Here is an 18,566-nt window from a genome sequence, read left to right on the forward strand (position 1 = left end):
GTCCGAAAGGCCCGGTTCCCAACTATCCTTGCAACAGGACGTTGGCAACCGGGCCTGTCTCTTTTTTCATTACAACGTAACAAGCTGCTATGCCAGCAACGGTCCTGTATTTATTGGTTATTGTGCCGCCCGAGCCAGTGCTGGGGCAGGTGTGGGCGCTCAAGCAGGAACTACACCACCTGACCGGGAGCCGCAATGCCATTCGGTTACGCCCGCACATTACGCTCTGGCCGCCGCTGCACCGGCCCGCCACCTTTGCCCAGGAGGTGTACCCCGTCCTCAGCGCTTTTGCGGCGCAGCAGAAAGAATTTGCCGTGACGCTCAGAAACTTCGATTGGTTTGAAAACCGCACGCTGTTTGTCCGGGTTGAAACGAAAATTATTCTGCAGGAATTTAATGCGCGCCTGTCGAAATGGTGTCGAGACAAGGGCGTTGAAATTCCGCCGGAGAAACGACCGTTTACCCCGCACATGACCCTGGCTACCCGCGACCTGCCGGCGGATCAGATAAATACGCTCCGGCAACTTTTTGCCGCACGGGTTTATTCAGCTACGTTTCCGGTAGCTGGTCTCACGCTATTCCGGCATTCAGGTACTGCCTGGGAAATTGCGGCAGAGTTTTCACTTACTCCCCAAAACTAATTTTGCCACGCAGCTTATCCGGTCAAATTGCGGCGCTTAGCGCCATTTATATTCCTGCTGCGTTGCAGTGTAAACATGAAAAAACCTCGTACGGCTAGAGCAGTACGAGGTTTTTTCTATGGGAGGCGTAAACTAAGCCGCTGCTTCCGACTTACGTGGGCGGCCTGGGCGCTTGCCCGTGCCCGTAGAAGCCGCGCGGGGCTTACGCTCCTTCGTAGCGGGCTTGAAGCCGGGTTCCAGCATCGTATTGATTTCCGCAATCAGGTCCGCCACCTTGGCCATGTTCTTACGAATCTGGCCAAGTACAGCTTGGTTTTCCTCGGCGTTAGCCAGAATCTGTTGCAGCTTATTGAGGTCGGCAGTTGCCATGTGCTAGGGAGTTTTAAGAAGTAAACAAGGAAATGAAGAATTCTGGCTCAAAGGTGATGCAAAAATAACCATGAGACAACTACCTATTCGATAATACGGAAATTTGGTTTTGATTAAATCCTTTTTAATGCAAATAAAACGTTGACTGTCTGAAATACCGCTCAAAACTGCTAGTAAGTAGCTGCAACGCAGGCTTACAAATGTTCGGGTGGTTATGGAGGGTAAGAATAGATTATTGCTCGGATAATTTCCCGGGGTTACCCGACGGGCTATTTTATTTTGCGGAAAATTTAGCGGGGAAATACGGCGCATAGTCCGGCCGTTTTTGTTTTCGTACATACAAAATCTAACCCAGCTTGGTCGGGCCGGCGGCGCAAATTGCGGTGCTGTCTACCGGTTGCGCTGCCCACCCCTAACGCGTACCTTCGCGGCCCCGCACTCTACCAGGAGGCGGTAGGTCTTCCCGCTGATGCACCATTATCAGGCGTTTATCAGAAACGTAAAAAGAATAGCTGTTGCGCTGTGCCTGGCGTTAGTTGCGCGGCCCGCCAGCGCGCAACGCACTTCGGCGGCTGCCGAGCCCTATTGGGTGTTGCTGGGTGATAAAAAAGGGACTACCCTCGATGCCCGGCGTTATTTTACCCCGGCTGCCCAACGTCGGCGCCAGCGCCAGCACCTACCCGCCGCCGACAGTACCGACTTTCCCGTGCGGGCTGATTATGTGCAAGCCATCCGGCAGCGCGCAGATACCCTCACCTTTGTGAGCCGGTGGTTTAATGCCGTAGCGTGCCGGGCTACGCCGGCCCAGGTAGCCGCCCTGCAGCGGCTGCCCGGCGTACGGGCCGTTGTTCGTCGCACGGTAAGCAATACCCCCGACGCTCAGCCTGCCGTGGCGGCCCCCGCTCCCCTGACCGGTCTCGACCTGCAGCTGGCCCGGCAGCAGACGGCTGCTCTGGGCCTGGGGGCCCTGCACCAGGCCCAGCTGACGGGCAAAGGCCTGCGCATTGCCATTTTCGACGTAGGCTTTTCCGGCACCGATACCCATGCGGCCTTTGCCCACCTGCGCAACAGCCAGAGGGTGGTAAGCACTTGGGATTTTATCCGGCAACGCCCTTTTGTGTATGACTACGGCACGCACGGTACGCAGGTGCTATCGTGCCTGGCGGGGCAGCTGCCCGATGGCACCGGGCTGGGCGTCGCGCAGGATGCCGAGTTTCTGCTGGCCCGCACGGAACGTGAGTACAGTGAGCGGTACAGTGAGGAGGAAGCCTGGCTGGCCGCCGTAGAGTGGGCCGACCGGAACGGGGCCGATATCATCAATTCGTCGTTGGGCTACACGGAGCGGCGCTATTTTCGGGAGCAGATGAATGGTCGAACCAGCCTGGTAGCCCGCGCCGCCGCGCTGGCCGTGCGCAAGGGCATGCTGGTGGTATGCGCCGCCGGCAACGACGGCGACGACCTCCGCTGGGGCATCGTAGGTACCCCGGCCGACCAGGACTCAGTGCTTTCCGTGGGCGGTATCGACCCGGCTACCTGGCTGCCCGAGTCCTTTTCTTCGCGGGGCCCCACCGCCAACCGGCACCTGAAGCCCAACGTGGTAGCCTTCGGGGAGGCCATTACGGCGGTACCGGGCGGCTACGAGCGCACCGAAGGTACCTCTTTTGCCAGCCCGTTGGTAGCCGGGCTGGCCGCCTGCCTTTGGCAGCAGCAGCGTCAGCTCTCGGTGATGCAGCTTTTTCAGGCCCTGCAGCAGGCCGGTAGCCTATATCCGTACTTCGACTACGCCCAGGGCTACGGCTGCCCAACCGCTGCCCGCGCGTTGGCGCCGGCAGCCTCAGCCCCCAGCCCCACCTTTGACTTTGTGCGCACCGACTCAACGTTGCGGGTGGTGATACGGGAACAGCCAGCCGCCGGGCCGCTGCCCTATGAGGAAATAGCCGCCGCAGTGACTAGCACAGCAGTAGACGAAGAGCCGCTTTTGCCGGCTCAGGCAAAGGCACCTGCTTACCTCTACCTACACGTAGCCGATGCCCGCGGCGTGCTGCGCACCTATGAGGTGCGGGAGGTTACCCAGCGCGTAGTGGCGCAGGTACAGCTGTCGGCACTGCTTCCTCAAGACGTGGTGCGCGTTGCCTTCAACGGCTACACTCATTCGTATACCGTGCAGCCATGAGAAGTATCTTTTTGCTGGCCCTTGGCTTGGGCCTGTGGAGTGCCCTGCCGGTGGCCGCTCAGCGGGTGCTGCTGCAGGGGAATGTGGCGGCGGATACGGCTGTTCAGCGCACGGGGCCTAACCGGGCCCGCTACGGACACCTGTACGTGGGCTACGCCGTGGCACTGGGCAGTAGTTCGGCCGCGGCGCCCGTTAGCCGGGCAAAATCCGGGGAGCTTTTTCTGGGCTGGCGGCAGAAATGGCGTTTCAGCCAAACGGCAGCCGTCGGTTTGGGCACTCAGTACAGCCGCCTGGCCTATCGGCTCACTCAGCAAGCCAGCAAGCAGGTGCCCACGGCTACCCTGCACAGCCGGGAAAGCCTAGTGTGGCAACAACTGCAGGCCGAGCCCTTCGTGCGGCTGAACTTCGGGGCGCGGGGCAACGTCATTGGGCGCTACCTCGACCTGGGAGGCTGGGGAAGCTGGGCGTTTGCTACCCTGCATACTTACAAAGACAAACCCGGCGCTGCGGCCAAAACCGTGAAGGTGACCGAACAAGGCCTGCCTTATACTGCGCGGTGGGCTTATGGCGCCAGCCTGCGCCTGGGTTCGGGGCGCTACGCCCTCGTGGCCCGGCGCCGCTTTTCCGAGCCGTGGCGCGGGACGGCCGTAGCTGCCTGGTCCGATCTTCCCCGCTGGACGGTAGGATTGGATTTTGGCTGGCTATGATGCCAGGTACTTAGGTTAACTTCCCGCCCTCTTTACCGTATGTGCCCCTAGAATGCAGCGGGCGGGCTACTCTGCCGGCTGTTCAACTAGCTGCAGTCAGCACTTCCCGGGGCAAATTCCCCACATAGTACATTACCCGGTTATTCTTTGCCCGACGCCGTTTCGCTCTTCCCATGAAAAAACTGCTCCTTCCCGTGTCCTTCATCCTGTTGCTGCTGCAGGCTTCCTGCATCACCACGGAGCGTGAGTCGGCCACGTCTAAAAATGCCGACCGGGTGTTTTCGCCTACGCCCGAAGGCCAGCGCGCCCGCCTGACGCCTACCAGCGTGCTCAACTCCGTGCGCACTGCCCACGAGTTTTCCGACCCTAAAGCCAAGGACCGGTTTGTGCTGCTCCTGCAGGGTACCAAAATTATCAGCAGCAAAGCCCGCTTTCTGATCATTTCCAGCAAAGGCGACACCCTCCGCAATGAGGTGATGCCGGCCCTGGCCCTACTCAATGAGCGGGATTTGGAAGACCCACAGGCTGCTACCGTGCGTGACAAGGAAATTGCCATTCTCAAATCGATGAACAATTTCTTTAGCGAGGACAAATTTACATCCCCGGCCGTGCCCCGCACCATGGAAGCCGCCGCAGTAGACGACCAGGAAGCCTGGCAGGCCGTGCGCGAAGACAACCGCTCCGTGGGGTTCGATTACACGGCAGCCGGTGGCCGGGAACGTCGCTTGGCGTATGCTCGCAAGCTGAACAAAACGGTGATAGTAGCGGAGTAACAGCTGCCTTCGGAACCTGAGAAAAAAGAAAAGCTCCAGCTGTAAGGCTGGAGCTTCTGTATGAAATAGGGAGAGGCCACGGGGAGGCGAGGGCAGGAATAGGGGCAGCTTTTACCAACTAAAGCTGCCCCATACTTCTCCAGTTCACCGCAGCCAAGGTAACTGGCCGTAAGTGAAGATGCGGTGAAGAAAAAGGGCTATGACTTTCGTTGGTTCTGAGGGAGCCAGCCGAGTAGGCCGGCCTCGTTGCGCACCAGCCAGTAGCCTCCAAACGCACCCAACACAGCCAAGGCACTACGGGCGGGTAAGGCACTGAGTGCCGGAGCCCCAGCTTTGGGCCAAGCTAACAAATCGGCGGCCGCAGGTACGGTTTCGCGGCGCAGGGGCTCGGCGGCCGGTGTTACCGCACGGGTGGGAAGGTAGCCAACTTGGCCGTCAGGCTGTTCCACGCGGTACCAGTCGGCCTGGGCGCCCAGTACGTAAAGGGCAGTAGCGCGGGGCAACGAGGTTAGCTTTTCGGCTTTGGCAGTGGGGCTACGGCGCAGGTCGGTGGCTTGGTCGCGCACGCGCACCCACTGGCCCAGCCGTGCGGGCAGGCTGCGGGGAGCAGCGGGAGATGCATCGGCGCGGCGCACGAAGGGGTAGGGGTCCACGGCCCCGCGGCCGGCGCGGTACACGCCAAAGTGCAGGTGGGGCTGGGTGGTGCGGGCATTGCCGGTGTTGCCCACCAGCCCCAGCGTGTCGCCCATGCGTACCTGCTGGCCGGGCTGCACCAGTTGCCGGTCGAGGTGGGCATAGTAGAGGTGCAGGCCCTGGGCAGCATCGGCCAGCCACACCACTTTGCCGCCCCGTGGCGTTTCATTTACGCGGGTGATATAGCCGGGCACGGCCGCCACCACGGGGGTACCACGCTTGGCAAAGATGTCGATGCCCTCGTGCAGGCGGGCACCCTGGTCGCGTTCGGCCCCCCAGAAGGAACCCACGGCCACATCGTTTTTGCCCTGCACCGGGAAGGAAAGGGAAGGAGTGCGCTGAATGCGCAGGGTGTAGCGGCCGGTGCGCAGCAGCTCGGGCTGCACGCGCAGCAGGTGCTGCCGGTCGTCTTCCACCACGTAGCTAAAGGAAAGGGGCGTCGTGTCGGCCGATGCCAGGTGAGTAGGTGCGGCACGGTCGGGCTGCAGCTCGAAGGCGTCCAGAAACACGTGGGCCTGGGTGCCGGGCGCAACGGCCAGACTTACGCGCACGGTTTCGCCGGCGCGCACGGCGTAGCGGTAGGAGGCGGCAGTGGCGCGCTCGGCCCGGAAGTAACCGGTTTCCTCAAAAGGCAGCGTCACAACCAGCGAGTCACGCAGGACCTGATCGGCGGCGGCCAGCCAGTCGCGACCGAGCGCAGTACCATCGAGGCCGGCCTGCCGCAGGCGGCGGGCGTAGGTTTCGTGAGGGGTGGTGGGCTGGTGAAAGATGCCCTGCAGGGTTTGCTGCTTGCCGCAGGCCGCCAGCACAAGGAAAACAAACAAATAGAGCGCGGAGCGCAGAGAAAACGGCATAGACGAAGTTCGATTCTACTTAAAACCCCGATTTGTGCCGGGTAGTTCGCCGGGAGGCTGAACTAGGAAAAGCAGCCGTGCACACGCAGTTCTCAGGCACGCCGGTGAAACGCGGGTGCGGAAAACCGTATTATTGCCTTGTTTTCGCTGTTCTGATTTTACCTATGTTTTCTCCTGCCCGCATTGTTGCCATCCGCAAAAGCAAAGGTTTCTCACAGGAAATGCTGGCGGAGCAGGCGGGGGTAGGCCTGCGCACTATTCAGCGGGTAGAGCAAGGTGAAACCGTACCCCGGGGGCACACGCTGCAGGCCCTGGCGACGGCGCTGGGTGTGTCATTGGAGGACTTTCGTGCGGAGCCGGAGCGTGTAGCAACCCCTGCAGTTGAAGTTCCTTCGGCTGAATGCACACCCAGAATAACTGCACCGAAACTGCCCGAGCCTCTGGCCGGGCTAAATCAGGAGCTGAGCCAGACGGATGCGCAGGCGCTGGTGAGTGCCTCGGAGCCAACTCCGCAAACTGCGCTGGTAACTACACCGCCCGGGCCGGTTGTCACGCACTACAGTCCGCTGCGGCCCGACCTGGAGTTTCTGCAGCTCCTCAACCTAAGTGCCCTGAGCTTGCTGGTGCTGCCCTTGCTCAACATCATCGTCCCATTTGTGCTCTGGCGAAAAAGACGGCATACCATCCTGCACGCGGCGGAAGTGGGGCGGCGGGTGCTGGGCTTTCAGATTCTGTGGCAAGTGGGCTGCTTCTTCGCTTATATCTTACTGATGGTGGGCTACCAGGTAGCGCATGCGCTGGACCTGCCGCTGTGGCGCGGCGGGTATTTGGCGGTGTTCATCGGGTCGTATCTGCTCAATGTACTGACCGTGGTGTACTGCGCCGGGCGGCTGCGGCGGGGTGATTTAGCTATTTATCGAGTCAGGATCTAGACGTAAAGCTCTGCTAGAAAGCGGGTTGTGGCAAGTGGCGGGAAAATGACGCAGGGGCTGGCAACGAATCGAGCTAGGTTTGCCTCCGTCTTCTAACTCTCTCTTTTTCCCGCTATGAAAACGCTTGCCAAAATCCTGCTCTCCGTTGTCGTGCTGCTCGTCGTGAGCGGTATTGGTGGCTACTTCTACATGAAGCAGAAGTTTGCCCCGCCCGCCAACCAGCTCACCGTAGCGGGCCTGCCCGCCTCCGGCGACCTGCGCTGGTGGGCCGATACCACGGCCAAGCCGGCCATTCCGCACGCTGGGCTGCTGGTGCCCGTTCGGCTGCCCAACTGTCCCCGCACGTGCTTTTTGCAGGTCGATACCGGCGCCCCCTACACCGTGCTCTACGCTAACCAGCTGGATACCCTCACCCGGCGCTACCCCAGCCTGGGGACCAGCCTGAAGCTCCAGGGAAACGTGGTGCCCGAATTCCGCTTTTCCCTCGGCGGCGCCCAAGTGAAGGTTGGCAACACCAAGGTGCTCATCCAGGGAGCCGGTACTATGCCCGCCGACTCCCTCGCGCCGTATATCATTGGCTCCCTCGGTACCGATGCCCTGGATGGCCGCGTGCTGGTACTCGACTACGCCGCTAACCGCTTCACGCTGAGCAACGAAGTACCGGCTCCGCTGGCCACCCGCGCCACCTTTGCGCCGCTGGCCTTCAAAGAGCGCCGTGTGCTGCTGGATGCTACCCTCGACGACAAACCCCGGCAGCTGCTATTTGACTCGGGCACCAGCGCCTACAACTTGCTCACCAGCCAGGACAACTGGCAGGCAATGGCCACGCCCGGCGCCTCTACCCGCACCGACACCACCAACTCCTGGGGTAAAAAGCTGCTGATTTACACTGCGCCCACGGCTTCCCGCTTCCGCTTCGGCCAAAAGGAAGTACCCCTGGGCACTGTCAGCTACATGACCGGCATGAACCTGATGCAGGAAACCCTGATGCGCTTTTCCGGAATGGACGGCATGCTCGGCAACGCGCCTTTTGAGGGTGGCGTCCTGATTCTGGACGTGAAGGGCGGCCGCTACGGAATTGTGCGCAGCTAACTTTTGTGCGCCTCGGGTGGTTACGCCTGCGACCCTGCGCAGAAAGCCCGAACTGGAAAGTTTGGGCTTTCCCGGCTGCGTTGTTGGGGTAGATTCTACCTTTGCGCTCCACCCACCTTCCGCTGCTTATGAAACTCGTTGAATGCCCCCGCGACGCCATGCAGGGCTGGACTACGTTTATTCCCACCACCCAGAAAACCGCCTACCTCAACGCCCTGCTGCGGGTAGGGTTCGATACCCTGGACTTCGGCTCGTTCGTTTCGCCCAAGGCCATTCCGCAGCTGGCCGACACGGCGGAAGTATTGGAGGGATTGGACCTAAGCCAGTCAGGCACGCGGCTGCTGGCTATTGTGGCTAACCTGCGCGGGGCCGAAACCGCTGCTCAGCACCCGCAGATCCGCTACATCGGCTTTCCGCTCTCGGTTTCCGAAACATTTCAACAGCGCAACACCAATAAAAGCATCGCCCAGGCCCTCGACGACGTGGCACGCATGCAGGAGCTGTGCGCCCGCACCGGGCAGGAGCAGGTAGTGTACCTAAGCATGGGCTTCGGCAACCCCTACGGCGACGCCTGGAGCCCCGCCGTGCTGGGCGAGTTCACGCAAAAGCTCGATGCCCTGGGCGTGGGCATTGTGGCCTTGTCGGATACCATTGGGGCCAGCACGCCCGCCACCATTGCCCCGCCGTTCCGGGAGCTGTCGGCTGCGTTTCCACACATCGAGTTTGGGGCCCACCTGCATACCACTCCCGATACCTGGCGCGAGAAAGTGCAGGCCGCCTACGAGGCCGGCTGCCGCCGCTTCGACGGGGCCCTGGGCGGCTACGGCGGCTGCCCTATGGCTACCGATGCCCTCACCGGAAACATGCCCACTGAGCGGCTCATCGAATATTCTCAGCAAGCTGGGGAGGAATTGCCCCTGAACCGCGAGGCACTGGCTGAGGCAGAAGCGCTAAACCAGCAGATTTTCGCGGCCCATTGATGAACGGACAACCCGCAAAGCCAGCGTACCAGCAGCGACAGCAGGAACGCCGCCAGCGCCTCGCAGCCGCCCAGAAAGCGCAGCCTAAAGTAGGCCAGGCGCTTATCTGGATACTCGTGCTGGTAGTGGGAATGCTGGCCGGCGCAGGTTTGCTTTGGTACCGGTCTGCCCGCCCGATGGCCGATCTGACGCGCCTTGATGGCGTACTGGAACAAGTAGCAGTGCAGCGCGCCAGCAGCCGTACCGAGCCGTACACGCTACGGTTCACCCTGGCCGGTCAGCCTGAGCCGTTGGAAGTTTACCTGGGCCAGAGCGAGGAGCTGGCAGCCGATTACCGCCGGTTGTTGCACGTGGGCGACTCGGTGCGCGTGTACTACAACCGCGAGTCGGCGCCGGACCGGGCGCAAGTGTATCAGCTGGAAAAGCAAGGGCAGGTCCTGCTTTCCTACGACCATACCCGCACGGAAAACCAAGTGGGCGCGGTGGCTTTTGGGTTGTTGGGGTTGCTGCCCATTGCCCTGCTGCTTGCCAACCGGCACGTACGAACGGCGCTGAAGCCGTACTTTCGCCGGCGCACTGCCTAATCTGTTTCGCGCTTTCCGCCGCCTGCCATGCCCATTGCCGTCGACCTGTTCATTCCCTGCTTTGTAGACCAGATTTTCCCGCACACGGCCATGAACATGGTGAAAGTGCTGGAGGCCGTAGGCTGCGAGGTGCATTACAACGCCAACCAAACCTGCTGCGGGCAGCCCGCCTACAACGCGGGCTATAAAGCCGAAGCCTGCACCGTAGCCCGCAAGTTTCTGCACGACTTCCCGGCCGGCGCATCCGACCGCTACGTGGTGAGCCCCTCGGCTTCGTGCGTGGGGATGGTGCGCAACGCCTACGCCGAGCTGTTTGAGGGCACCGACGATCAACCCCGCTACTACGGCCTGCAGCGCCGCATTTTTGAGCTAACCGAATTCCTGGTGGACGTGCTGGGCATTACTGAAATACCCGGCTCTGCGCTGACGGGCCAGTACACCTACCACGACTCTTGCTCGGCCCTGCGCGAGTGCGGTATCAAGGAAGCGCCACGGCTGTTGCTGGATGCTGTAACTGGTTTGGAGCGGCTGGAAATGGCCGAAAATGAAACCTGCTGCGGCTTCGGTGGCACCTTTGCCGTCAAGTTCGAGGCTATTTCGGTGGCCATGGCCCAGCAGAAGGTGGAGCATGCCCTGGCTACCGGTGCCCAATACATCATCAGCACCGACACGAGCTGCCTCATGCACCTCGACGCCTATATCCGCCGCGAAAACAAGCCCATCAAAACCCTGCACGTAGCCGACGCCCTGGCCAGCGGATGGTAAAATTGTCTTGCTTCGGCTTGCTTGAAAAGTATCCGGGAAGACCAAACACAACAACGCCTCGGCTAGATAACCGAGGCGTTGTTGTGTTTACAAACTCATGCAATACGGGCATACACCCCATTAGTGACTAGAGCAGCTTCTGCACACGCTCCTTTAGGCCTTCTGTGGCTTCTACTAGTGGCAGGCGCACGGCGGGGGAGCAAAGGCCTAGGCTGGCCAGCGCGGCCTTCACGCCTACGGGGTTACTCTCCTCGTACATCAGTGGGTTGATTTCGAGGAAGTCGAAGAGCAGCTTGCTGGCTTTGGGGAAGTCACCGGCCAGGGCAGCGCGGGTCATATCGCAGAACCGTTTGGGAAAGGCATTAGCCAGTACCGAAATCACGCCAACGGCCCCGAAAGAAACCAAGGCGGTGGTCATCAGGTCGTCGCCGCTGATGAGCAGGAAGCCGTGAGGCTTGCCCTTGGCAATGGCCATACACTGCTCCAGGTTGCCGCTGGCCTCCTTGATACCTAGGATGTTGGGGTGTTGGGCCAGGCGCAGGGTGGTAGCCGCCGTCATGTTGGACATGGTGCGGCCCGGCACGTTGTAGAGAATGATGGGCAGGGGAGAGGCTTCGGCTAAGCGCAGGTAGTGCTGAATGATGCCCGCCTGACTGGGCTTGTTGTAAGCCGGACTCACCGACAGGATAGCCGAAACGCCGGCCAGATCGGTGGTGCGCAGTTGCTGCTCCACGGCCGCCGTATCGTTGCCCCCAATGCCGTAGACCAGCGGCACGCGGCCCTTGGTTTGCTGGCGCACCACGTCCAGAATGCCGCGGCGCTCATCGGCCGTGAGCGTGGGCGACTCGGCCGTGGTGCCGTTGATGACCAGGTATTCGGCTCCGCCCTCAATAATAAAATCCACCAGCCGGCGCAGGGCCGGGTAGTCGATGGCGTGGTCGGAGGCGGTGAACGGGGTAACCAGGGCCACGCCGGTACCGTGTAGTTTGTCCATGCGGAGAATAAGCTGTTGTTTTGTAGAGGGGGACGAGCCGCCGCGAAGGTACGCAAAGCCCGGCTTCCCGCCATTTCTCCCTTTTCGCCTGACGTCCGGCCAAGCCCTGCCGCTCGTCGAACTTTGTCCATGATTCGCTTCCGCACCCCGCTTACCCTGGCTTCGGCCTCCCTGGCCGCCGGCCTGTTGCTTTCCAGCTGCGAAACCAAGCCCGCCACTACTTCGGAAAACCCCACGGCCGTGGCAGTGCCCGCCGACTCCGCCGCCACGGCTGCTCCCGCCCCACCGATTGACGCCACTGCCAAGGCCCCCAGCCCCAGCGAAATTCCGGCGGCCCAGCGCGCCGATGCTGCCGCTATTCTAGCCCGGCCGCAGGTACCCATCCTGTGCTACCACCAGATCCGCGACTGGCGCGCCAAAGACTCAAAAGGTGCTAAGGATTACATTGTTCCAGTAGCCCAGTTCAAGGCGCAGATGAAGATGCTGGCCGACTCCGGCTACCACACCATCTTGCCCGATCAGCTCTACGCCTACCTCACCACCGGGGCCAAGCTGCCGAGCAAGCCCATCATGCTCACCTTCGATGATACCGACCTCGACCAGTTCACGGTAGCCCGGCCCACGCTGGAGCAATACGGCTATAAGGCGGTGTACTTTGTGATGACGGTGAGCCTGGGCCGCCCTAACTACATGAGCAAGGCGCAGGTAAAACAGCTTTCCGACGAAGGCAACGTCATCGGCTCCCACACCTGGGACCACCACAACGTGAAGAAGTACGAAGGCCAGGACTGGGTGACCCAGATCGAGAAGCCTACCAAAACTCTGGAGGAAATTACCGGCAAAAAGATCAACTACTTCGCTTATCCCTTCGGCTTGTGGCGCCCCGAGTCCATTCCCGAGCTGAAAAAGCGGGGTATGGACGCCGCCTTCATTCTGGCTGAGAAGCGCGACCAGCAGGACCCGCTCTATACCATCCGCCGCATTATTGCCAGCGGGTACTGGAGTCCCCGCACGCTGCACAACAGCATCGTGCAGAGTTTCTAAACCACGGATTCGCGCGGATTAGTCGGATTGCACGGATTTTGTGGACGATTCGCGCTACTCTGTTTGTCATCCTGAACGAAGGGAAGGACCTTCTCACGTTACAGCAAGATGCGCTGGTGTGAGAAGGTCCTTCCCTGCGTTCAGGATGACAGATAGTAAAAAAAGCCTCGCTGCGTGCAAGGCTTTTTTTAGTGTTTATACAGCAGAAGGAGCCGTCCGCAAAATCCGTGCAATCCGACTAATCCGCGCGAATCCGTGGTTTCGTCGTTTGCAAGTCTTTCAGCGCACCGGCATTCACCACTTTCCGTACCCCCTGCTGGCGCATGAGGGCAGCCGCTTTGCTGCTGCGGTTGCCGCTGGCGCAATACAAAAGGTAGGTCTGCGTAGTATCGAGTTGAGCTACCTGCTGGGCAAAGTCGGCGGCTTTGAAGTTAACATTTCGGGCCCCCGCGAGGTGGCCGGCAGCATACTCCTCGGGGGTGCGCACGTCCAGGACTACCACCTGGCGTTTGCGGATAAGTTTAGCCGCCTTGGCCGGGGTAACGTCGGGTGGAGGCGGAGTGGGTGCCTGCGCCAGTGCTACTTTACCCGTGAGAAGGGCCACCAGCGCCCAGAGTAATCCGGCACGAAGAAGTTTCATAAGGAAGGGTGAAGTGGAAGGAGTCTACCAGCGGTGCTGCCTGAGTAAAGTCTAAAACAGCGAAGTCTGCCCGTTGGTGCCAACCGGGGGCTGCGGCCCACGTTGCGGCGCTGCCGCCGCGCCGGACGTGAGGCTGTCAGTAGGCTCGGACGCTGAAGCCGCGGGTTCCTCGCCCGTGGGCAGCATGGCCAGCAGCTCGGCTTCCGAAATGATAGGTACTTTCAGCTCAGTGGCTTTTTCGCGCTTGGCAGGACCCATTTTGTCGCCGGCTACCAGGAAAGAAAGCTTCTTGCTGATGGAGCCCGTTATTTTGCCGCCGTGCAGCTGAATGAGTTCCTGCAGCTCCTCCCGGCTGTGCTCGGCAAATACGCCCGAAAGCACAAAGGTTTGCCCGGCCAGCCGGTCACTTTTTGCCTGGGGAGCTTCGCCGGTGAGGGCCAACTGGACGCCTGCCGCCCGCAGCCGCTCAATCAGGTCGCGGTTTTCGGGCTGCCCAAACCACGCGGCCACCGACTCAGCAATGACGCCACCCACTTCTGGCACGGCCGCCAGCTCGGCCCCCGAGGCTGCCGCCAGCGCGTCGATGGTGCGGTAGTGGTAGGCTAGCTTCTCGGCTACGGTTTCGCCCACGTAGCGGATACCCAGCCCATAGAGCACTCTATCAAACGGCACCTGCTGGCTTTGCGCCAGCCCGGCCACCAGCCGCTGCACCGATTTTTCGCCCAGGCGCTCCAGCTGGGCCAGCTCGGCGGCCTTGGCGGGCAGGTCGTAGAGGGAAGCTGCGTCCGTCACCAACCCTAAGTCAAAGAAACGACCGACGGTTTCGGCGCCCAGGCCGTCGATGTTCAGCGCCTTGCGCGAGACGTAGTGCTCCAGCTTGGCTTTCAGCTGGGGCGGGCAGCCCCGGTCATTGGGGCAGCGGAAGTGTGCTTCACCCTCGGGCCGCACCAGCGGCGTGCCACAGGCCGGGCACTCGGTGGGGTAAACAATGGGTTCGGCCTGGGCGGGCCGGGCGGCTACATCCACGCCCGTAATCTTGGGAATGATTTCCCCGCCTTTTTCCACAAAAACGGTGTCGCCCACGCGCAGGTCGAGGGCGGCAATCTGGTTGGCGTTGTGCACCGAAGCGCGCTTGACGATGGTGCCGGCCAGGGGCACGGGCGTGAGTAAGGCCACCGGCGTGACGGCCCCGGTGCGCCCTACCTGGTACTGAATGCCCAGGAGTTGGGAGCGGGCAGCCTCGGCCGGGTACTTGTACGCAATGGCCCAGCGTGGACTTTTAGCCGTGAAGCCCAGCACTTCCTGCTGCTGCAGGTCGTCTACTTTTATCACGATGCCATCGGTAGCTACCGGCAACTCGAACCGCGCTTTCTCCCACTGATGAATGAAGTTTAGTACTTCTTCGATGGACCCGCACAAGCGCCAGGTATCGGATACTGGCAGGCCCCACTGCTTCAGGGCGGCGAGGGCGGCGCTGTGGGTGGGAAAATCGGTGCGGCGCGGGCTAAGGTAGCTGTAGGCGTAGAAGCGCAGCCGGCGGTTGGCCACCTGAGCCGAGTCCTGGAGCTTGAGCGTGCCCGAGGCGGCGTTGCGCGGGTTGGCCAGCAGGGCTTCGCCATTTTGCTCACGCTCCTGGTTCAGGTCGTTGAAAACGGAAAGCGGCATGAAGATTTCACCGCGCACCTCAAAATCCTGGGGTTGGCCGGGTGCCGGGCGCAGGTGCAAAGGCAGGGTTTTGATGGTGCGCACGTTGCTGGTTACCACGTCGCCGCGGGTACCGTCGCCGCGCGTGACGCCGCGCGTGAGCTGGCCATTCTCGTAGGTCAGGCTCATGGCTACCCCATCGAACTTCAGCTCGCACACATACTGGTAGGAGGCACCTTCGAGGCCCCGGCGGACCCGCTCATCAAACTCCCGCAAGTCGGCCTCAGAATAGGTGTTGGCCAGGCTGAGCATGGGAAAGCGGTGCTCTACCGTAGGAAACTGCTTGGTGATGGTGCCGCCCACGCGCTGGGTAGGCGAGTTGGCTAAGGCCAGTTCGGGGTACTGCCGCTCCAGCTCCTGCAGCTCCCGCAGCAGGGCATCAAACTCCTGGTCCGATACCTCGGAAATATCGTTCTGGTAATACTGGTAGTTGAGGTGGTGCAGCTGCTCGGTGAGGCGCTGGATTTTCTGCTGTATGGCGCTCAAGTCGGACATAGAAATGAAAGGCAAGGGGGCGGCGGGATAAGTCTGCAAGTACGGCAACCACGCGGTTACGGCCCAAAAAAAGAAGGGCCCACCAAAGCGGTGGGCCCTTCTTTTAGAAAAACAGAGTAGCAAGCGTTAACGCACCAGCACGCCGTCGGCCATAAAGCTGAGCTGAGTTTCGGGCTTGGTAATGGCGGCAATTTCCTTGGCCGATTTGCCCCCGTCCTTGGCGTAGTGCTGGAGCTCATCCACGGGCACTTCGCGGCGGTGCGCCCAGCCTTCTACCACCACGGTTTTGCCGGCTATGTCCTTGGGCACAAAGAAGGCGTAGTCGCGAAACCGCACGCGCATGGTTTGCTTTTCGGGCAGCTGCATGGTCAGCCAGCAGCCCTTGGCCTGGCACACGGCGTCAGTGGTGCCTACCAGCTTCACGCGGGCCGAGTCGCGAGAACCCAGCAGCTTGGGCAGCTCAGCCACGGCTACGGCACCATCCGCGGTAATGGTTTCCCCAAAAGTGTTGGCGGGCTTTTCGGGCTGGGGTGCGGTGGCCGCATCAGGTTTGGTGGTTTCCTGGGTAGTAGTCGGGCCCGACTGGCAGGCAGCCAGGAAGAGTCCCAGCAGGTAAATGGGCAGGCGTTTCATATCGACGGGCAAGAAGCAGGTGCAGCCAGCAAGTTAAGATAAAACCCGGTTGCGCTCAATACCCCTGCTTAGAGCGTATTAAAGCGTACGGCGGGCCAGTACGCTGGTGCTCTGGAGCTTGTTGTTCTTATCGTACACCTCCGTGCGGATCAAACCCACGCTCGGGTTGTAAAAATCCACGACGCGTTGCGTAGTCCGGCGGACGATGTCGGGTTTGGGCTGCACGGCGGCTTCCCGCTCCGATTCTACTTTATAGCAGGCAAAGGAGCCCGCCGGCACCGTTATCGTCTCCTGAGCGCCCACCACGCGCCGGTTCTGTACCCGCGTGTACACCTTGGCAATGTCTACCGCCGAGCTGCGTACTTCCGTTACGATACCGCCCGTAGGCAGACGGGTACCGGCGGCGGGCTGGTGCGGCCAAGCAATAGGCGTAGGCGCATCCGTGAAATACCGGTCGCGAAAGGAGCGGAGGTTGTCGAACTCCAGCTCGGCGGTGCCATCCGTAAAGGCCGTATCCTGGCGGCAGCGGAAGGTGAGGTCCTGCTGGTGAAGCAGCTTGCCGTCGGCATCATAGCGGCCGCTCTTCAGGAGTACCGTAGTGGTTTTTACCGTGCCTTTTTTATTGGTTTCCTCCCCAAACCCAACCACGCGCTGGCGCAGCTCACCCAGGGCCTTGCCGTTGGCGTCAGTAAGCGCATAAAGCAGCTCGCTGGAGCTGGTCAGCCCAAAGGGGTGAGCACAGTCGGGGGCCGCGCCCGAAGCCACGGGGGCCGCAGAAGCTGGGGCGGCAGCGACCGGGCTGGCTTGCGCAGGCGTGCCGGCTTCGGGCCGGGTAGCGGAGGAACTAGCGGAAGAGCAGGCGGCACCAAAGAGCAAAAAAGCCGGTGCAAGCAGGGAGAAACGAGCGTACATGGGTAGCAGGATAAAGCGCAGCTTTGCTGGCATTGCCCCACATACGCAAATCCCGCTATTTAGATAAAGCTCCTCGGTAGAGAGTAACTTCCCCGGGGTGGGTTGCGTTTGCTGCTGGCAGGCCGTAGTTTGCACCCCCGCGGCACAGGGCCGCCTTTCCACCCGATTTACCTCCCTCTTGTATGGCTGACTCTTCCGCTGCCTCCGCTAACTGGGCCGACATGGCCGCTTCCCTGCTTTCGAAACTCTCCGGGGGCGTGGAACTGGGGTGCACCTTCGACCAAATGGAAGTGCAAGTGCCCAACGCCCAGAACCCCCAGGGGGCCCCCAGCACCTGGCGCATCAACGGCTCGGTGCGCATCCGTACCCGTGGCGAAAACCCGCCCGCCGCTACCCCGCCCGCCGCTCCAAAACCCGCACAACTTGGCTAAGGGCCTTGATATCGAAGCCCGGCTGGTCATTTCCCGTGGCCGCGACGATATTCAGATTGCGGCCTCAGGAACCTACCTCATCGTGAATATTCCCAGCCAGCGGGTGCTTGATGAGTTGACGGCCGGCGACAAAACGGCGGCACCCAAAGCGCCCAAGCCCCCCGGCACGCCCAACGCCTTACAGCAACTGAACATGCTGGCGCTACGCCTCGGCTTGGTGCTGGACTTGCGGGTGGCCGGCAAAACCTACGTGACCTTCGGGACGGGACGTAGCCCCAAGATTACGTTCAACGCTGTGCTGGGCAAAATAGGCTCTTTTTTTCGTAGTGAATAACCGAAAAATACCATAGCCCCGGCCTGGTTTTTACGTATCTTGGCAGGTAAGCCCACGCTGGAAAAAAAAGGTTTTGGTCCGAATCAAAATGCTGGTCGGCAGGGTTACGAGTAAGTACGCCTTTTGCTGCGTTTCCCATGAGCCCCGAACAACCCGACAAGCATCGTCCCAACACCGTAGGCGCCGGACAGCCCGCCTCTACTTTTTCCCGTATGGAGCGCGTCCCGCCGCTGCTCCTTATTCTGTATCTGAGCATTGGCGCGGTAGGCGTCCTGTTTGCCGTGCTGCTTGGGGCCTACCTGTACACGCGTCTGCGCAGTGGTATTCCACTTGGGCTTTATGCGCTGCCGCGGGTGTTTTCCCTGAGCACCATTGCCCTGCTGCTCAGTAGCTATACCCTCAGCCAGGCTCCGCGCCTTTACCAGGCTGATAACCTGCCTGGGTTGGTGCGCTGCCTTGGCGCCACGCTGCTGCTCGGGCTTCTTTTCACGGGCTTGCAGGCCCTGGGCTGGCAGCAGTTGTTGGTGGGCGGCGCAACGTTCACCGGGGAAGCCAGTGCCACGTACATCTACCTGCTTTCGGCCCTGCACGTGGTGCACTTGCTGGGCGGGGTGCTGTTTCTTATGTCGTTGCTCTGGCGTGCCCACCATGCCAGCCGGGATGGGGTGCGCACCCTGTTTTTTATCCGGAACCCGTACCGCCGTTTGCAGCTTCGGATGCTGGGAATTTACTGGCACTTCATTGATGGTCTCTGGCTGGTGATGTTCGGGCTCTTCCTGTTTTTTTACTAATTGGCCAGCATTAAAACAATGCCTC

Annotated in this window: 20 protein-coding genes; 13 read left to right on the forward strand and 7 right to left on the reverse strand. The window is 61.1% G+C overall.

Annotated elements, in window-relative coordinates:
- Nucleotides 1-89 precede the first annotated feature (89 nt).
- A complete protein-coding gene (locus FY528_RS13680; RefSeq protein ID WP_149071585.1) occupies nucleotides 90-641 on the forward strand; it encodes a 2'-5' RNA ligase family protein in 552 nt (183 codons plus the stop codon).
- Between the two features lie 132 nt (nucleotides 642-773).
- On the opposite strand, the gene FY528_RS13685 is transcribed toward FY528_RS13680, so the two are convergent.
- A complete protein-coding gene (locus FY528_RS13685; protein WP_149071586.1) occupies nucleotides 774-1,010 on the reverse strand; it encodes a hypothetical protein in 237 nt (78 codons plus the stop codon).
- Nucleotides 1,011-1,479: 469 nt separating this feature from the next.
- Between FY528_RS13685 and FY528_RS13690 the strand changes: the two genes are divergently transcribed.
- The 3 genes from FY528_RS13690 (at nucleotide 1,480) to FY528_RS13700 (ending at nucleotide 4,663) form a co-directional block, all read left to right on the forward strand.
- The gene (locus FY528_RS13690; RefSeq protein ID WP_149071587.1) at nucleotides 1,480-3,183 is read left to right on the forward strand and encodes a S8 family serine peptidase; all 1,704 of its coding nucleotides are present in this window, start codon (nucleotides 1,480-1,482) and stop codon (nucleotides 3,181-3,183) included.
- A complete protein-coding gene (locus FY528_RS13695; RefSeq protein WP_149071588.1) occupies nucleotides 3,180-3,890 on the forward strand; it encodes a hypothetical protein in 711 nt (236 codons plus the stop codon). The genes FY528_RS13690 and FY528_RS13695 overlap by 4 nt, the downstream gene beginning before the upstream one ends.
- A gap of 173 nt (nucleotides 3,891-4,063) precedes the next feature.
- Nucleotides 4,064-4,663 (forward strand): hypothetical protein, encoded by a 600-nt coding sequence (locus tag FY528_RS13700; RefSeq protein ID WP_149071589.1) that lies wholly within the window; start codon nucleotides 4,064-4,066, stop codon nucleotides 4,661-4,663.
- 197 nt (nucleotides 4,664-4,860) lie between these two features.
- Here FY528_RS13700 and FY528_RS13705 read toward each other — a convergent pair whose 3' ends face one another.
- Entirely contained in the window at nucleotides 4,861-6,210 is a 1,350-nt protein-coding gene (locus tag FY528_RS13705; RefSeq protein ID WP_149071590.1) for a M23 family metallopeptidase, read from the reverse strand.
- 164 nt (nucleotides 6,211-6,374) lie between these two features.
- Here FY528_RS13705 and FY528_RS21270 point away from each other — a divergent pair, with 164 nt between their 5' ends.
- From FY528_RS21270 to FY528_RS13730, 5 genes are all read left to right on the forward strand, one after another.
- A complete protein-coding gene (locus tag FY528_RS21270) occupies nucleotides 6,375-7,142 on the forward strand; it encodes a helix-turn-helix domain-containing protein (protein WP_187632119.1) in 768 nt (255 codons plus the stop codon).
- A gap of 114 nt (nucleotides 7,143-7,256) precedes the next feature.
- Nucleotides 7,257-8,234, forward strand: coding sequence for a hypothetical protein (locus FY528_RS13715; RefSeq protein ID WP_149071591.1), 978 nt, complete (start codon nucleotides 7,257-7,259; stop codon nucleotides 8,232-8,234).
- Nucleotides 8,235-8,362: 128 nt separating this feature from the next.
- Nucleotides 8,363-9,214 (forward strand): hydroxymethylglutaryl-CoA lyase, encoded by an 852-nt coding sequence (locus tag FY528_RS13720; RefSeq protein ID WP_149071592.1) that lies wholly within the window; start codon nucleotides 8,363-8,365, stop codon nucleotides 9,212-9,214.
- Complete coding sequence (locus FY528_RS13725) at nucleotides 9,214-9,798, forward strand: DUF3592 domain-containing protein (RefSeq protein WP_149071593.1); 585 nt, start codon at nucleotides 9,214-9,216, stop codon at nucleotides 9,796-9,798. The genes FY528_RS13720 and FY528_RS13725 overlap by 1 nt, the downstream gene beginning before the upstream one ends.
- A 27-nt stretch (nucleotides 9,799-9,825) precedes the next feature.
- Nucleotides 9,826-10,563, forward strand: coding sequence for a (Fe-S)-binding protein (locus tag FY528_RS13730; protein ID WP_187632120.1), 738 nt, complete (start codon nucleotides 9,826-9,828; stop codon nucleotides 10,561-10,563).
- A gap of 127 nt (nucleotides 10,564-10,690) precedes the next feature.
- Here the strand turns inward: FY528_RS13730 and dapA are convergent, their stop codons facing one another.
- Nucleotides 10,691-11,557, reverse strand: a complete 867-nt coding sequence (gene dapA / locus FY528_RS13735) for a 4-hydroxy-tetrahydrodipicolinate synthase (RefSeq protein WP_149071594.1) — start codon at nucleotides 11,555-11,557, stop codon at nucleotides 10,691-10,693.
- A gap of 129 nt (nucleotides 11,558-11,686) precedes the next feature.
- Between dapA and FY528_RS13740 the strand changes: the two genes are divergently transcribed.
- Nucleotides 11,687-12,601 (forward strand): polysaccharide deacetylase family protein, encoded by a 915-nt coding sequence (locus FY528_RS13740; RefSeq protein ID WP_149071595.1) that lies wholly within the window; start codon nucleotides 11,687-11,689, stop codon nucleotides 12,599-12,601.
- Nucleotides 12,602-12,839: 238 nt separating this feature from the next.
- On the opposite strand, the gene FY528_RS13745 is transcribed toward FY528_RS13740, so the two are convergent.
- From FY528_RS13745 to FY528_RS13760, 4 genes are all read right to left on the reverse strand, one after another.
- Complete coding sequence (locus FY528_RS13745; RefSeq protein ID WP_149071596.1) at nucleotides 12,840-13,241, reverse strand: rhodanese-like domain-containing protein; 402 nt, start codon at nucleotides 13,239-13,241, stop codon at nucleotides 12,840-12,842.
- Nucleotides 13,242-13,292: 51 nt separating this feature from the next.
- On the reverse strand, nucleotides 13,293-15,440 hold the full coding sequence (gene ligA, locus FY528_RS13750; protein ID WP_149071597.1) for an NAD-dependent DNA ligase LigA: 2,148 nt from the start codon (nucleotides 15,438-15,440) through the stop codon (nucleotides 13,293-13,295).
- Nucleotides 15,441-15,566: 126 nt separating this feature from the next.
- Entirely contained in the window at nucleotides 15,567-16,073 is a 507-nt protein-coding gene (locus tag FY528_RS13755; RefSeq protein WP_149071598.1) for a DUF4920 domain-containing protein, read from the reverse strand.
- 78 nt (nucleotides 16,074-16,151) lie between these two features.
- Entirely contained in the window at nucleotides 16,152-16,985 is an 834-nt protein-coding gene (locus FY528_RS13760; protein ID WP_149071599.1) for a TapB family protein, read from the reverse strand.
- Between the two features lie 182 nt (nucleotides 16,986-17,167).
- Between FY528_RS13760 and FY528_RS13765 the strand changes: the two genes are divergently transcribed.
- From FY528_RS13765 to FY528_RS13775, 3 genes are all read left to right on the forward strand, one after another.
- Nucleotides 17,168-17,416 carry a hypothetical protein gene (locus FY528_RS13765; RefSeq protein WP_149071600.1) on the forward strand — a complete coding sequence of 83 codons (249 nt, stop codon included), beginning with the start codon at nucleotides 17,168-17,170 and terminating at the stop codon, nucleotides 17,414-17,416.
- The gene (locus FY528_RS13770; protein ID WP_149071601.1) at nucleotides 17,409-17,750 is read left to right on the forward strand and encodes a hypothetical protein; all 342 of its coding nucleotides are present in this window, start codon (nucleotides 17,409-17,411) and stop codon (nucleotides 17,748-17,750) included. Before FY528_RS13765 ends, FY528_RS13770 begins: the two co-directional genes overlap by 8 nt.
- Before the next feature lie 137 nt (nucleotides 17,751-17,887).
- Entirely contained in the window at nucleotides 17,888-18,541 is a 654-nt protein-coding gene (locus tag FY528_RS13775) for a cytochrome c oxidase subunit 3 (protein ID WP_232066321.1), read from the forward strand.
- Nucleotides 18,542-18,566: the final 25 nt, after the last annotated feature.

This window comes from Hymenobacter lutimineralis, assembly GCF_008271285.1.
GTDB lineage: Bacteria > Bacteroidota > Bacteroidia > Cytophagales > Hymenobacteraceae > Hymenobacter > Hymenobacter lutimineralis.

Coding starts and splice junctions, on each gene's coding strand:
- FY528_RS13700 (WP_149071589.1), top strand. CDS start 4,064: ATGAAAAAACTGCTCCTTCCCGTGTCCTTCATCCTGTTGCTGCTGCAG.
- FY528_RS13720 (WP_149071592.1), top strand. CDS start 8,363: ATGAAACTCGTTGAATGCCCCCGCGACGCCATGCAGGGCTGGACTACG.
- FY528_RS13755 (WP_149071598.1), bottom strand. CDS start 16,073: ATGAAACGCCTGCCCATTTACCTGCTGGGACTCTTCCTGGCTGCCTGC.
- FY528_RS13730 (WP_187632120.1), top strand. CDS start 9,826: ATGCCCATTGCCGTCGACCTGTTCATTCCCTGCTTTGTAGACCAGATT.
- FY528_RS13705 (WP_149071590.1), bottom strand. CDS start 6,210: ATGCCGTTTTCTCTGCGCTCCGCGCTCTATTTGTTTGTTTTCCTTGTG.
- FY528_RS13690 (WP_149071587.1), top strand. CDS start 1,480: ATGCACCATTATCAGGCGTTTATCAGAAACGTAAAAAGAATAGCTGTT.
- FY528_RS13740 (WP_149071595.1), top strand. CDS start 11,687: ATGATTCGCTTCCGCACCCCGCTTACCCTGGCTTCGGCCTCCCTGGCC.
- FY528_RS13745 (WP_149071596.1), bottom strand. CDS start 13,241: ATGAAACTTCTTCGTGCCGGATTACTCTGGGCGCTGGTGGCCCTTCTC.
- FY528_RS13760 (WP_149071599.1), bottom strand. CDS start 16,985: ATGTACGCTCGTTTCTCCCTGCTTGCACCGGCTTTTTTGCTCTTTGGT.
- FY528_RS13695 (WP_149071588.1), top strand. CDS start 3,180: ATGAGAAGTATCTTTTTGCTGGCCCTTGGCTTGGGCCTGTGGAGTGCC.
- FY528_RS13685 (WP_149071586.1), bottom strand. CDS start 1,010: ATGGCAACTGCCGACCTCAATAAGCTGCAACAGATTCTGGCTAACGCC.
- ligA (WP_149071597.1), bottom strand. CDS start 15,440: ATGTCCGACTTGAGCGCCATACAGCAGAAAATCCAGCGCCTCACCGAG.
- FY528_RS13775 (WP_232066321.1), top strand. CDS start 17,888: ATGAGCCCCGAACAACCCGACAAGCATCGTCCCAACACCGTAGGCGCC.
- FY528_RS13765 (WP_149071600.1), top strand. CDS start 17,168: ATGGCTGACTCTTCCGCTGCCTCCGCTAACTGGGCCGACATGGCCGCT.
- FY528_RS21270 (WP_187632119.1), top strand. CDS start 6,375: ATGTTTTCTCCTGCCCGCATTGTTGCCATCCGCAAAAGCAAAGGTTTC.
- FY528_RS13680 (WP_149071585.1), top strand. CDS start 90: ATGCCAGCAACGGTCCTGTATTTATTGGTTATTGTGCCGCCCGAGCCA.
- dapA (WP_149071594.1), bottom strand. CDS start 11,557: ATGGACAAACTACACGGTACCGGCGTGGCCCTGGTTACCCCGTTCACC.
- FY528_RS13715 (WP_149071591.1), top strand. CDS start 7,257: ATGAAAACGCTTGCCAAAATCCTGCTCTCCGTTGTCGTGCTGCTCGTC.
- FY528_RS13725 (WP_149071593.1), top strand. CDS start 9,214: ATGAACGGACAACCCGCAAAGCCAGCGTACCAGCAGCGACAGCAGGAA.